The sequence below is a fragment of the Aquimarina sp. AU58 genome (assembly GCF_900312745.1).
In the GTDB taxonomy this organism is placed as follows: Bacteria; Bacteroidota; Bacteroidia; order Flavobacteriales; family Flavobacteriaceae; genus Aquimarina; species Aquimarina spinulae.
Genome location: NZ_OMPD01000014.1, coordinates 226521 through 239453, shown reverse-complemented (window position 1 = coordinate 239453; position 12933 = coordinate 226521). Strand labels below are relative to the sequence as shown.

General features: G+C 32.5%; 15 protein-coding genes. 10 read left to right on the top strand and 5 right to left on the bottom strand.

The window, feature by feature from the left end; translation table 11 throughout:
• Positions 1-190: 190 nt before the first annotated feature.
• From recA to DK441_RS12785, 4 genes are all read left to right on the top strand, one after another.
• Positions 191-1198 (top strand): recombinase RecA, encoded by a 1008-nt coding sequence (recA, locus tag DK441_RS12800; protein ID WP_109853509.1) that lies wholly within the window; start codon positions 191-193, stop codon positions 1196-1198.
• A gap of 127 nt (positions 1199-1325) precedes the next feature.
• Complete coding sequence (locus DK441_RS12795; protein WP_109851075.1) at positions 1326-1742, top strand: lipoprotein; 417 nt, start codon at positions 1326-1328, stop codon at positions 1740-1742.
• A 51-nt stretch (positions 1743-1793) separates the two neighbouring features.
• Positions 1794-2345 carry an RNA polymerase sigma factor gene (locus DK441_RS12790; protein ID WP_025665265.1) on the top strand — a complete coding sequence of 184 codons (552 nt, stop codon included), beginning with the start codon at positions 1794-1796 and terminating at the stop codon, positions 2343-2345.
• The gene (locus tag DK441_RS12785) at positions 2342-3946 is read left to right on the top strand and encodes an outer membrane beta-barrel protein (RefSeq protein WP_109851074.1); all 1605 of its coding nucleotides are present in this window, start codon (positions 2342-2344) and stop codon (positions 3944-3946) included. The genes DK441_RS12790 and DK441_RS12785 overlap by 4 nt, the downstream gene beginning before the upstream one ends.
• 406 nt (positions 3947-4352) lie before the next feature.
• On the opposite strand, the gene DK441_RS12780 is transcribed toward DK441_RS12785, so the two are convergent.
• Positions 4353-4751 (bottom strand): hypothetical protein, encoded by a 399-nt coding sequence (locus tag DK441_RS12780; RefSeq protein ID WP_109851073.1) that lies wholly within the window; start codon positions 4749-4751, stop codon positions 4353-4355.
• 385 nt (positions 4752-5136) lie between these two features.
• Positions 5137-5877: a 1-acyl-sn-glycerol-3-phosphate acyltransferase gene (locus DK441_RS12775; RefSeq protein WP_109851072.1), complete on the bottom strand. Its 741-nt coding sequence runs from the start codon at positions 5875-5877 to the stop codon at positions 5137-5139.
• Positions 5878-6089: 212 nt separating this feature from the next.
• Here DK441_RS12775 and trpS point away from each other — a divergent pair, with 212 nt between their 5' ends.
• Both trpS and DK441_RS12765 read left to right on the top strand, forming a co-directional pair.
• Complete coding sequence (gene trpS / locus DK441_RS12770) at positions 6090-7058, top strand: tryptophan--tRNA ligase (RefSeq protein ID WP_109851071.1); 969 nt, start codon at positions 6090-6092, stop codon at positions 7056-7058.
• Complete coding sequence (locus DK441_RS12765) at positions 7059-7445, top strand: hypothetical protein (RefSeq protein ID WP_109851070.1); 387 nt, start codon at positions 7059-7061, stop codon at positions 7443-7445. It abuts the gene before it with no gap.
• 134 nt (positions 7446-7579) lie between these two features.
• Here DK441_RS12765 and DK441_RS12760 read toward each other — a convergent pair whose 3' ends face one another.
• Together DK441_RS12760 and DK441_RS12755 are read right to left on the bottom strand one after the other, a co-directional pair.
• Positions 7580-8266 carry a hypothetical protein gene (locus DK441_RS12760; RefSeq protein ID WP_109851069.1) on the bottom strand — a complete coding sequence of 229 codons (687 nt, stop codon included), beginning with the start codon at positions 8264-8266 and terminating at the stop codon, positions 7580-7582.
• A 499-nt stretch (positions 8267-8765) separates the two neighbouring features.
• Positions 8766-8990 (bottom strand): helix-turn-helix transcriptional regulator, encoded by a 225-nt coding sequence (locus DK441_RS12755; protein ID WP_108808119.1) that lies wholly within the window; start codon positions 8988-8990, stop codon positions 8766-8768.
• A 124-nt stretch (positions 8991-9114) separates the two neighbouring features.
• Here DK441_RS12755 and DK441_RS12750 point away from each other — a divergent pair, with 124 nt between their 5' ends.
• Together DK441_RS12750 and DK441_RS26580 are read left to right on the top strand one after the other, a co-directional pair.
• Complete coding sequence (locus DK441_RS12750) at positions 9115-9366, top strand: hypothetical protein (protein WP_109851068.1); 252 nt, start codon at positions 9115-9117, stop codon at positions 9364-9366.
• Positions 9367-9391: 25 nt separating this feature from the next.
• The gene (locus tag DK441_RS26580; protein WP_159099242.1) at positions 9392-9544 is read left to right on the top strand and encodes a hypothetical protein; all 153 of its coding nucleotides are present in this window, start codon (positions 9392-9394) and stop codon (positions 9542-9544) included.
• Between the two features lie 114 nt (positions 9545-9658).
• Here DK441_RS26580 and DK441_RS12745 read toward each other — a convergent pair whose 3' ends face one another.
• A complete protein-coding gene (locus DK441_RS12745) occupies positions 9659-11203 on the bottom strand; it encodes a hypothetical protein (protein ID WP_109851067.1) in 1545 nt (514 codons plus the stop codon).
• Between the two features lie 195 nt (positions 11204-11398).
• On the opposite strand from DK441_RS12745, the gene DK441_RS12740 reads away from it, so the two are divergent.
• Positions 11399-12505 carry a DNA alkylation repair protein gene (locus DK441_RS12740; RefSeq protein ID WP_109851066.1) on the top strand — a complete coding sequence of 369 codons (1107 nt, stop codon included), beginning with the start codon at positions 11399-11401 and terminating at the stop codon, positions 12503-12505.
• A gap of 62 nt (positions 12506-12567) precedes the next feature.
• Positions 12568-12903, top strand: coding sequence for a hypothetical protein (locus DK441_RS12735; RefSeq protein WP_109851065.1), 336 nt, complete (start codon positions 12568-12570; stop codon positions 12901-12903).
• Positions 12904-12933 lie beyond the last annotated feature (30 nt).

Below are 12933 nucleotides of genomic sequence, written 5' to 3'. Positions count from 1 at the left end.
TTGCGCTATACTCCTGAAAAAAAATGTAATCGATGTCTAGTACAGGTTTAAAAACTCTAAACCTTAAGATAAAATACAGGTATTTGTTGTTAATAACGATTTTAGAATCCATATCCCAACTACAAAAAGAAATAGTACTTTAGCAAAAAGTTTATTATCAATGTCAAATCCCGATATATTTGAACAACAAATGAGTACAGAGAAAGACGCAAAATTAAAAGCATTAAAACTTACCCTTGATAAATTAGATAAAGCCTACGGAAAAGGAACTGTAATGAAGATGAGTGACAGTTCTGTACAAGAAGTAGATGTAATTCCTACAGGTTCTCTTGGTTTAGACCTTGCATTAGGTGTTGGTGGGTATCCTAGAGGAAGAGTCGTTGAAATTTACGGACCAGAATCTTCTGGTAAAACAACACTTACTTTGCATGCTATTGCACAGGCACAAAAAGCCGGAGGTATTGCTGCATTTATTGATGCAGAGCATGCTTTTGATCGTTTTTATGCAGAAAAATTAGGTGTAGATATAGATAATTTAATTATTTCTCAACCAGATCATGGGGAGCAGGCTTTAGAAATTGCTGATAACCTGATCAGATCTGGAGCTATCGATATTATCGTTATTGATTCTGTGGCAGCACTTACTCCTAAAAGTGAAATTGAAGGTGAAATGGGGGATTCTAAAATGGGACTTCATGCACGATTAATGTCTCAGGCACTTCGAAAATTAACCAGTTCAATTAGTAAAACCAATTGTACCGTAATTTTTATTAATCAGCTTCGTGAAAAAATCGGGGTAATGTTTGGAAATCCTGAAACGACTACTGGTGGTAACGCCTTAAAATTTTATGCTTCGGTACGTTTAGATATTCGTCGTTCTACACAGATCAAAAATAGTAATAATGAAGTACAAGGAAACAAAACACGAGTTAAAGTAGTAAAAAACAAAGTAGCTCCACCTTTTAGAACTGCAGAATTTGATATCATGTATGGAGAGGGTATTTCTAAAAATGGAGAAATTATAGATATTGGTGTAGACTACGAAATTGTCAAGAAAAGTGGTTCCTGGTTTAGCTATCAAGACACCAAATTAGGGCAAGGACGAGATGCAGTGAAATCTTTACTTAATGATAATCCAGAACTTATGGAAGAACTTGAACAAAAAATCAAGGAAGCCATAAAAATTGCAAAAGAATAAAACTTTCTTAATAAAAACACTAAAATCCCGAAGCTTCGGGATTTTTTTATACCTTAAAAGCAACCTTATCTACATTAGAGCATCTACCTAATGGATAAGTTATACGATCTCTCAAAACCCCAAGAAAATGAGAAGGATAAAAATAGTTTTAACATTTTTTCTTGTAGTTGTCTTAACTGGATGTTCTGATGACGACAATGGAACAAGTTTTTTTTATGAATTAGCTACTGTACAGGAAGCTTCACTGCCCGACCAGTTTAATCGAAAAGAAATATATACAATTACTGTATCTTACTACAGACCATCTAATTGCCATTCTTTTGCAGGATTTGATTATGATAGGCTAGGAAATGAACGAACGGTATCTGTGGTTAATTTGGTAGTTAATGAAGGTAATTGTAAAGATTTAGAAACGACAGATTTAGTCGAAGTTTCTTTTGATTTTTTAGTAGGAAATGAAGATTCTTACATCTTTAGATTCTGGCAAGGAAGAGACGAAAATGGAGATAATCAATTTTTAACCGTAGAAGTACCTGTATTATAAATTAAATCCGTTTTTATGCATTAGAAATGGGTAAACTAAAAATAGTTGTTAGTGGGTTTAGACCAACTCATAAAAAGGTGTAAGAAAAAAAATGCTCAGGCGCAAGAACAATTGTATAGATTATACAGTAGTAAGTTGTTTTCGATTTGCTTAAAATATTCTAGTGATGCTTCGAGTGCAGAAGATACCTTGCAAGATGCTTTTATAACCATTTTTGATAAAATCGGTCAATATAAAAACCAAGGTTCTTTTGAAGGGTGGATAAAACGAGTAACTATTAATACAGCATTACAGAAATATCGAAAACAAAAAGTTTTTGATATCATTAATGAAGAACAGATTGAAGAAGTTGAGGTTGAAGTAGATGAAGAAGAGATTTCGCTGGATTATCTTTTAGAGATTATACAGCAACTACCCGATCGATATCGATTAGTATTTAATCTTTATGTGTTAGACGGTTATTCTCATAAAGAAGTTGCAGAGATGTTGGAGATATCTGTAGGAACTTCTAAATCTAATCTGGCGAGAGCAAGAAATATTTTAAAAGAAAAATTACAAACCAACCAAGAGCTTTATGTTCGACCAATTGAAGAACGAAGATGAGTGATAAAAAAAATATAGATCGTTTATTTCAGGAAAAATTCAAGAATTTTGAAGTCATTCCTGATGAAATAGTATGGGAAAAAATAAAGGCACGTCAAAATAAAAACAAAAAAAGAATTTTTCTGATACCATTTTGGTATAGAGCTGCTGGTGTTGCAGCATTAATTGCACTTATATTTGGTATAAGCTCTTTACCGTTTAATACTAATGATCTACAACAAAATAATATCATTACCGATTCTGATACTCAAAATATAATTGAACATACTAAAACACCCACTAACAAAGAGGTTAACCCTCCTATAGAAGATGTTATAGTCACTTCAGAAGAAAAAGAAACCAATCCCACTAATCAGAAAACAGAAAATACTAATCTTGATCAAGATAATGATGCTGGTCAACATAATTATTTTGAGCCATCTGTCACAAAAGAAAATGCAGTTGCTAAGACCTTGGAGCAAGTGCCTTCAAAACCCAAAAATGGTGGTGAATTGGACCCTTCCTCCCATTCTACAACTAAGAACCCAATAGTGAATCATTCTGCAACAAATAATAGCAATACAGCACAAATCTCTTCTAAGCAAAAAGAAGACCCTATTGTTACGCAAGAGAACACAATCGAAAAAACCACTATAGCTGATCAACAAAATAAAAAGTCTATTTCAGAAAAAGAACACCCTCTTTTTACAACACCAAATGAGAAAAGTAACGCAAACACTCAAGGTTTAGCAGAAAAGAGTGTTGATAATGATATAAAGAACAAAACTCTTGAAGAAGATGTTGAGAACACAAATAACAATGGTAAGAAATCCATTTTTGACGTTATTAATAAAGACGAGGAAGAAGAAATAGCTGAAGAATCCACATTAACCAAAAAATGGAATGTTTCGCCTAATGTCGCCCCTGTATATTATAATTCTATCGGAAGCGGGTCTTCGATCGATGCTCAATTTGCAGATAATAATAAAAACGGACAAGTAAATATGAGTTATGGTGTGCATGTTTCTTATGCCATAAACAAAAGATTTAGTGTGCGTTCTGGAGTAAACAAAGTAGATCTTAGTTATAATACCGAAGGTGTTGGTTTTTCTCCATCGGCAGTTGGGCAAAACCTAGAAAATGTAAGCTATAATTCTACCGCTGGAGCAATTTTGATTTCTGACATCGGAAACGTAAGAAACACAGATCTCGGATCTGAATTTTCGGACCTTGACAGAAATGCGATAGAGCAAAAACAAAATGTTGGATTACTTAACCAAAGTATTGCCTATCTAGAAGTCCCTGTTGAAATGAAATATGCTTTGGTTGATAAAAAAATTGGAGTAAATATGATTGGAGGTATAAGTACATTATTCTTACAAGACAACGAAATTTCTATAGAGGCTGGTGATTTTGAAACTCCGATAGGAGAGGCCAGTAACCTTAATGATGTAAGTTTTAGTGGTAATATAGGGCTGGGTGTCGATTATAAAATATCCGATCAATTCGAAATCAACCTTGAACCTATTTTTAAATATCAGTTTAATGCATTTAATGATAATGCCAATAATTTTAAACCATACTATTTTGGGGTATACACTGGAGTAAGTATCAAATTTTAAGAACTATAAAGATTTTTTAGTTGGTTAGGTAGTTATTGCTATAAAACCCGGCTTATGTATTAAAAAATCTATTACAGTTTCCAACTATTGCAAAATATAGCGCTTCGCTACATTTTTAAGTATAACCATAGCGATGCTATGCTGAAACTAATAAAATGTTATATTTTATGGTAATTGAAACCTTCATAACGAAGTTTTAATACATAAGCCGGGTTAAAGCAATGATGAACAAAGCCGTTTCTGGGGAGAAACGGCTTTATCTTTTTTATAAGGTATAATTTTCTAATGTCTTTAAAATAAGATCTCTTGTGTTTTCTTTTAGTTCTTTTCAATAAGCTCACAATCAACGTCACAACCGAAAAGACATTTCTTTATTTTTAATGGTTTAGGCTCTTTCATGTCTATTTCATTCGTTTTCCTTTAAAAGTCTTCTGTGTTCTTGTGATATCTTAGACAAAATCTCGATCATGTTTTTTAATTTTAGACCAGATCTAGATGATCGTAAATGTTTATCTGTGATTTTGCTTAATAATTTAGATTCATTTTTAACCCTTTTAATTAAGTCTTTATCGGTTAGGGCAATGTTCAGCACGGTAATCGAATCTTGTGCTCGTGTAAAATACTCTATGTTCTTTTCGTAAACACTCATTGATTTATTATTAGATTCTAAAGGAACTGAAGTGCCTAATAAAACTGAAGTAATCCTTTTTGTGCCTACTACCTGTTTAGCTTGAGCAACAACAAAGTTTAAGGAGCATAATAATAGAAGGGTTGCTATTGGTTTTAAGAGGCTGGTTTTTTTCATAATATTTGTGTTAGGTAATAATTATACTAAAATAAAAAAACAAGACATGAATATTTAGTATTAAGGAAAATCTTTCATATTCAATCCGGTATGCCGTCTTTTGTCCATTGTTTTATTTCTTCCAAAACAAGGTTGATTATGGGGTCTGCCTTCTTAAGTATCTTCTCGTTTTGTTTTAAAATCTCCTTTTTTATTACAAAGAATAAAAAAACTACCTCCATTTTTATGTAAAAAGTAAGCCTCTATACTACACTAACACTTGTTTCAACAGAAATGTCTTTAACTAGGTTTTCAAAGTTCATAATTACGCTTTTGCTTTTTTAGTTTATTTTCTTACAACAGTAAATATTCTTCCCGTCTATATGGAGAAGCGGCTTTCTATTTTTTATAAAGTATAATTTTCTAATGTCTTTAAAATAAGATCTCTTGTGTTTTCTTTCAACTCTTTTTTATGATCTTGTGTTAATCCTTGGGTAGGAACCTCTTTAAGAACACGAGCTCTCATAATTCCGGGGCTTCCGCTAAAAAAAGTATACGAAAATCGCTTTTTATTATCTAGAAACGCTAATGGTACTATAGGAATTTGGTGATCTATTGCTAATCTGAAGGCTCCATCTTTAAATTCATCCAAAATCACAGATTCATCATCGGGAACCCCTCCTTCTGGAAAAATACAAATACTTGTACCATCATGTAACCTTGCCTGTGCACGATCAAATACTTCTTTCCTGCTTCGTTGGCTATTTCGATCTACTAATATACAGGTGCGTTTATAGAAAAATCCAAAGATCGGGATTTTTGCCAGTTCCTTTTTCCCTACAAATACAAAAGGATTTTTTATAGCATATAGCATTAACATAATGTCGGTCATTGAAGTATGATTAGCAACAAACATGTAACTTTTTTTACGATCTGGCTCTGCTTCTTTGATAACTTTGGGTAAAAAACCTGATCCGTACAACACAATTTTTGCCCATAACCTAGCAACTACAAAAAATTGTGAATACCATTCTTCTCTCGACGAAAGCACTAATAACACAGGAAACATAATAAGTATAGGAATACCCATAACGATATAAAACCAGATACGCCATAGCAGGATAAGTATGTTTCTTAGTATATGCATCTCCCCAAAAATACACAATTGGTTTGAGCTATGTGAACAAAAAAATTACCTTTGCCGAAAATAGTATAGTTATATACTCGAAGTATAAGCAGTCAGAAGGTCGTTTATGATACCAAAATCTGTGAACTAAATACTTTACTAAATTTTAGAAATTAATAAGATACTTAACCAAAACTTAAGGCTTAAACTATAACACAGATCAATATATCACTATGTCCAGAATTCTAACAGGAATACAGAGTACAGGCACTCCGCATTTAGGAAACCTATTAGGAGCTATCATACCGGCAATCCAAATGGCCAATGAGCCAGAAAACGATTCGTTTTTATTTATTGCCAATATGCACTCGCTTACACAAATCAAGGATGCCAAGACATTACGAGAGAACACCTACTCTACTGCCGCCGCCTGGTTGGCTTGTGGGCTGGATATAGAAAAAACTGTTTTTTATCGACAGAGTGATATCCCACAGGTAACAGAATTATCCTGGTATCTAAGCTGTTTTTTCCCTTATCAGCGACTAACGCTTGCACATTCATTTAAGGATAAAGCAGATCGTCTCGAAGATGTAAATGCTGGATTATTTACATATCCTATGTTAATGGCTGCCGATATCCTGCTCTACGATGCAGAAATTATACCTGTAGGAAAAGATCAATTACAACATCTTGAAATGACTCGTGATGTAGCTTCGCGAATGCACAACCAAATGGGTGAAATGTTTGTAATACCCGAGGCCCAGGTACAAAAAGAAACCATGTATGTACCAGGGACAGATGGTAGCAAGATGAGTAAATCAAAAGGAAATATCATTAACCTGTTTTTACCCGATAAAAAACTGCGTAAACAGATTATGTCTATTGCGACTGATAGTACTCCGCTAGAAGAACCAAAAGACCCGGATACCTGTAATTTATTTGCCTTATACAAGCTTATCGCTACTGTAGAACAACAAGAAGAGATGCGTAAGAATTATCAAGGTGGAAACTATGGATATGGACATGCAAAGCAAGCTTTTTATGACCTATTGATTGAAAAATTTGCTACCGAACGTGAACGTTATGCCTATTATATGGATAATCTTAATGAAATAGACGAAGCCCTGGCTATCGGAGCACAAAAAGCTACTGCTATTGCCAATACTGTATTGGCGAGAGTTAGAGAAAAGGTTGGATATTAGATGCAAGAAGTTATTATGGAATTTCTATTCGAAATTACGTATGACTTTTTAAAATTTCTTGAAAAGCTTACTGGTTTTTCTTACAAGGAGATCAATATCATTATTTGGTTTTTCTTAATTCCTTTTACCTGGATGTTTTTATTAGATAAGATCACAGAAAAAAACTATTTCAAAATTGGATTTGTCGTAGTTGCTCTCATCATACTATTGGCGATTCCAGATTTTGAGAATTTTGCCAATTGGTTATTTAATAGTTCTGCTGATTTTCTAAATCTTTTCAATACTATCGGTAGTAATTACAAGATTTCTTCTGTTGTAATTTGTTTATTTATTCCAATGTTAATCTACGGTTTACTCATTAGAAAGGCATATTTCAAAAAAAGGTAATCATTTTTACTTTATCATTTCATATGATAAAATCAATCCAGGTCTATCAAAAAAGCGTTGGGAGTACTAATTTCGACAAACCTGACTTGACAATCTATATAATGGAGGTTTTATGATTTGTTAAAATAAGTTGATCATTTTACCTTTAGGATTACATTATAGGTCTTGTTCTTTTTATTAAAAATAACAGGGTATTTTCCTGGTTTAATAACATTGCCCTTAAGTCCCAATCTTTTTAAATATACTTTGTCTAAAATCACTGTGTTTTTAAGATGAAACATACTGGGTCCTGCTTCTAGAGTTTTAGAATCTCTATACATCATGTTATTAGGCTTATAAAATTGTAGCCCTAAAATATTTTTGTTCATAGCAAATGGTATTGCTTTTGTATCTGATTTGATCGTCAATTTCAATACATCTTTAATAGAATTAAATACTCTCGGATCTACCTTATCATATATCCTCCACGGATCATTGTACACCCAGTCACATCTAATTATTTTACAAAGATTAGAATAAACAGGTTCTGGCGTAATCGGGTTAAAGACATTTGGCAAACACTGTATCTGTGCACATACCCCAATTACAGACCCTCTTGGATCGCATCTACATGCCCTATCTCTATCATCGCAAATTTGTTTATCAAGTGTTAAACTATATATACAAAGTGCTCTTTGGGAGGCTCTGGCTTTTTTAGAAATGTTACTATCAATTTCTTTTACCTCTTCTGCCACATTTTGTTCTTCTATACTGCTTTCTTTCTCACAAGCCCATAAGGTAGTTAGCAAAACAGCTACGATAATTAATACTACTTTTTTCATGATTAATACGGTTTTAATAAGAGTTATTATTTTGTTTGGCCCAACATTTTATGATCAATTGATCGAATACTGTAAAGTTATAAAGCATTGTATTGGGATAATATCAGAGATGTAACGAATCCTAAAAAATATGTAACATCGAAATAAAGGGGCATTTACCCCCTATTTTTGAAGGGGCTACAACTAGTTTTAGCCATTGTTTTGAATAAATAATAGCTAAAATACATAGCTCATATAAAAAAAATTAATACATCTCATACGGGTTCCCGTAAGAAGTGTAAGAATTTTCGTCGTAATTTAAGATCAGGGAAAAATCTTAAGAACATGTTTAGAAATCATGTATATCAAAAATTGGTAGTTTTCAGAAAATACACTTTTTAAACAGTTTCTTAATTGCGGGATCAATACCTATACCTATAATAAAGTATATACCTATAGGTTAGGTTTTTAACAATTTTTAGTATACAAACAGAGATATAGTTATTCGTATATCCTATTGTTAGTATTTGAATTTAAAAAAGTCAGAGAGAGGATACTCTAATGCATTGCAGAGCAACCTGATTACTTCGACAGAAGGTCTGGTGTCTGCTTTTTCGATATCAATAATAGTTCGGTAACTTACTCCGGATTTTTCGGCTAATTCTACCAATGTTAACCCAGCGTCTAGCCGTAAACTTCGCAGTCGATTGCCTAATGCTTCTTTGAATTTATCATCTTTAGCCATCCTCAAAAATGACTAATTTCCTGTTAGCAAAAATACAGCAGGCATCCCTATTTTTACAAACACTTGATTATCTGTTATAAATATGCAGTATATTGCATATTAAAATTAAAAGATATCTCAAGTTATGACCAAAGAAGAGTTGTATCACTATATGTTGGCGTATCAAAAAGAACATCTATTTAGTGAAAAAGACCAAAGCAATTTTATCGCACTATTAAAAACCTTAAAACCTGATAGTAACCCAAAAGAAGAATTATACCGCTATATGTTGGCGTATCAAAAAGAACATTTGTTTAGCGAAAAAGACCAAAGCAATTTTATTAAAATATTAAAAACCTTAAAACCTGATAGCAATTCAAAAGAAGAAGAAATATGAAAATATAAATTAAAAATCAATAGTCATGACAGAGAAAAAATTATACGAGCGGTTAATGCGTTACAAAAAAAAATATGGTGTAACCCAGGAAATGTTACAACATTATAAGTGGGCAGTTGAGCTGCTTAAACAAAGGCAACTTACAGTTAATGGTAATAACCCAGAAGAAGGAGTTTAACATCTTTCATAAATCATTTTCACGAAAGATGTTAAATACCTCATCAAAAAGAGAATTTAATAGTACTTGATTTTTATAAAAAATCAAGTACATTATTTAATTCCTAATGTAATTCTAACGTGTACAATCACTAGCATAACTAGCCTTGTCATCTTTAACCCACTTTTTTAGATATTCTGCATCAGGATCGTCTACTTGTATACAAGTAAGAAGATTTTGGTATGTAAATATCTCGGTAATAATATCATTCTTTCCATTCTTCATATTTAGAAAAGTGAGTTGATTATAATAACAATGAAACTTGGTCAATATAGTATTTTGGCTTATGTCTAAGCTAGAGATTTGATTTTTAGCACAAACCAAAGTAGTCAACATTGTATTTTTGCTTACATCCAAAGCATTAATTTTATTGCGATTACACCACAAAATGGTCAACGCAGAATTTTGGCTTACATCTAAGTTAGTAAGCTGATTAGATGAACAACTCAGAGTAGTCAACATTGTATTTTTGCTTACATCTAAACTAGCAAGTTGATTTTCATAACAGTCTAATCTGGTCAATGCCGTATTTTTACTTACATCTATACTGGTAAGTTGATTAAAAGCACTTAGTAGATTGATCAACCCAGTATTTTTACTCATATCTAAACTAGTAAGTTTATTACTACTACAATCCAGATAGGTCAACTTAGGAGTTTTACTCATGTCTAAGCTAGTTAGGCCATCAGCACTACAATCCAGATAGGTCAACTCTGTATTTTTACTTATATCTAAACTAGTAAGTTGATTTATACTACAATCCAGATAAGTCAATACAGCAAAATATTCAATCCCTGAAAGGCTTGATATTTTTTTCTTACTAACATCTATTTTTTCAACAACCAGAGCTTCTTCAATAGATATTTCTCCATCTGTATTGGTGTCTATTATAGGATCAGTATGTGCTAGTAATGCATTCTTAAAGTTAATATCAGGAAATATAATATTCTCACTTTCTATAACATCGTTTAACATTACTGTTACTTTAGCTTCTTTACTCTGCTCTCCATTTTTGATCTGTACTCTTGCAGTAAGTGTTGTTCTGGTTTCATAATCAAATAATGTGGCATCTTTTACCGTAAGTTTGCCTGTAGCATCTATAACAAAAGCTCCAGATGGTTCTTCGGCTATAAGACTATAGGTTAATTCTCCCTGATCAGTAGTGGCTTCTATAGTACCAAGGTCCTGATTGGCAGTAGGGTTTTCATCTATAGTAGCTTCAAAATCTTGTACTGTAATAACTGCATCATTCACATCATTTAATATTATGATGACCTTAGCTTCTTTACTTAGATCCCCATTTTTTACCTGTACTATTGCGGTAAGGCTAGTCCTGGTTTCAAAATCAAATAATGTAGCGTCTTTTACAGTAAGTTTTCCGGATTTAGCATCTATTACAAAAGCACCTGATGGTTCTTCTGTTTTGATTGTATACATTAAAGTACCCTGGTTGGTTGTAGCTTCTATAGCTCCCAATTCTAGCCCTGCAACAGGATTTTCGTCTATAGAGACTTTAAAATCTTTTATAACAATGGTAGTTTCTGTAGTGTCATCATCACTAGAGCATGAAATAACAATAATTCCTATAAGTAGTATAACAAGTAGTTTTAAATTTTTCATCTTTTCTTATTTTATAACATATCATTCAAAAAAATATGATGCAAAGATTTTGCATTTTTACACTATGCACTACCCTGTTTTCCGGTATTGGTAATATACTCTACCTATATTACTAACACCAATAACTCAGCATAGCTGACATACAGTTGTCACTACCCTGTTTTAATTTTGTTTCAAATTAATCCACTATTTACAATGGCAGAATTATTGAAACATATTTATACTCAGGAGTTTTTTGAAAAATTTACAGGAGCTTTTCAAAAAATTGTCCCTGATTTTGATACCTCATCTTTTTTTAAGCAAATTTTTGATCCTGAATGGCCTAACAGAGAATTGAAGCAGCGAATGCGTCATATCACCATCACATTGCAACATCATTTATCGCATGATTATACCAAAAACATAGATGTTCTATTACAGGTGATCAAACAGCTTCAAAAAGAAGGAATTAAAGAAAATAGTTTAGAGTATATGTTTCTGCCGGATTTTGTAGAATATTATGGGATGGGTCATTATGATGCTTCTATACTAGCAATCGAAAAAATTACCCAATTCACAAGTTGTGAATTTGCTATACGGCCTTTTCTGATAAAGTATCCTAAAAAAGGAATACTACAAATGAAGAAATGGTCACAGCATAAACACCCTATGGTAAGAAGATTATCATCTGAAGGTTGTAGACCTCGTTTACCCTGGGCTATGGCGCTTCCTTTCTTAAAAACCGACCCTACACCTATTCTTCCTATTCTCGAACATTTAAAAAATGACACCTCAGAATCTGTACGAAGAAGTGTCGCCAATAATTTAAACGATATTGCAAAGGACAACCCCGATATTGTAGTTGACCTTGCAAAAAAATGGTACAAAAAAACAAAAGAAACAGATTGGTTAGTAAAACATGGATGCAGAACCCTTTTGAAACAAGGAAATACAGAAATTATGAAATTGTTTGGTTTTGGCAATATTCAACATATCAAAATTGATACACTACAGATTCTTACACCAAAAGTTAAGATTGGAGATGTATTAGAATTCGCTTTTCAACTTAATAACACCAGTGATTCTGCCTCTAAACTACGTTTAGAATACAGCCTTTACTACCAGAAAGCCAACGGAAGCTTATCTAAAAAAGTATTTAAAATAAGTGAAAAAATATATCCCGAGAAATCGATAACGATTATTAACAGAAAGCAGCCTTTTAAAATAATTACCACCAGGAAATTTCATACAGGATTACATCAATTGTCAATTATTATTAATGGAAATGAGTTTGAAAAATACGATTTTGAACTTATCAATTAAATAGAATTTTCTTTAGTATTTTTACATAGGGTAACATTTTGCAATTCTTAAAATGAAGTGATATGTGGGAAGAACGATTAGCATTTTATGACAAGCTTATAGCTTCCAATCCAAATTTCGATAGAAAAGGAAAAACAATGCCTTATACATCTGTTAATGGCCACATGTTTTCGCAATTAAATAAAGCAGGTGAAATAGGTCTTCGGCTTCCTAAAGAACAGGGAACACTATTTATGCAAGAACATCAAACCACGGTTTTCAAATCCTATGGCGCAGTGATGAAAGAATATGTATTAGTTTCCAAAAAACTGATGGAAGATTTTGAGTCACTTTCCTCCTATCTTAATGATAGTTATACCTATGCAAAATCATTAAAACCTAAAGATGCTAAGCAATAAATACGAACGCTGTGTATGATAAGTCGTTCT

Excerpts from the sequence above, each read along its gene's own strand:
- recA (WP_109853509.1), top strand. The coding sequence starts at position 191 with ATGAGTACAGAGAAAGACGCAAAATTAAAAGCATTAAAACTTACCCTT.
- trpS (WP_109851071.1), top strand. The coding sequence starts at position 6,090 with ATGTCCAGAATTCTAACAGGAATACAGAGTACAGGCACTCCGCATTTA.
- DK441_RS12780 (WP_109851073.1), bottom strand. The coding sequence starts at position 4,751 with ATGAAAAAAACCAGCCTCTTAAAACCAATAGCAACCCTTCTATTATTA.
- DK441_RS12785 (WP_109851074.1), top strand. The coding sequence starts at position 2,342 with ATGAGTGATAAAAAAAATATAGATCGTTTATTTCAGGAAAAATTCAAG.
- DK441_RS12740 (WP_109851066.1), top strand. The coding sequence starts at position 11,399 with ATGGCAGAATTATTGAAACATATTTATACTCAGGAGTTTTTTGAAAAA.
- DK441_RS12765 (WP_109851070.1), top strand. The coding sequence starts at position 7,059 with ATGCAAGAAGTTATTATGGAATTTCTATTCGAAATTACGTATGACTTT.
- DK441_RS12735 (WP_109851065.1), top strand. The coding sequence starts at position 12,568 with ATGTGGGAAGAACGATTAGCATTTTATGACAAGCTTATAGCTTCCAAT.
- DK441_RS12795 (WP_109851075.1), top strand. The coding sequence starts at position 1,326 with ATGAGAAGGATAAAAATAGTTTTAACATTTTTTCTTGTAGTTGTCTTA.
- DK441_RS12750 (WP_109851068.1), top strand. The coding sequence starts at position 9,115 with ATGACCAAAGAAGAGTTGTATCACTATATGTTGGCGTATCAAAAAGAA.
- DK441_RS12755 (WP_108808119.1), bottom strand. The coding sequence starts at position 8,990 with ATGGCTAAAGATGATAAATTCAAAGAAGCATTAGGCAATCGACTGCGA.
- DK441_RS12775 (WP_109851072.1), bottom strand. The coding sequence starts at position 5,877 with ATGCATATACTAAGAAACATACTTATCCTGCTATGGCGTATCTGGTTT.
- DK441_RS26580 (WP_159099242.1), top strand. The coding sequence starts at position 9,392 with ATGACAGAGAAAAAATTATACGAGCGGTTAATGCGTTACAAAAAAAAA.
- DK441_RS12760 (WP_109851069.1), bottom strand. The coding sequence starts at position 8,266 with ATGAAAAAAGTAGTATTAATTATCGTAGCTGTTTTGCTAACTACCTTA.
- DK441_RS12745 (WP_109851067.1), bottom strand. The coding sequence starts at position 11,203 with ATGAAAAATTTAAAACTACTTGTTATACTACTTATAGGAATTATTGTT.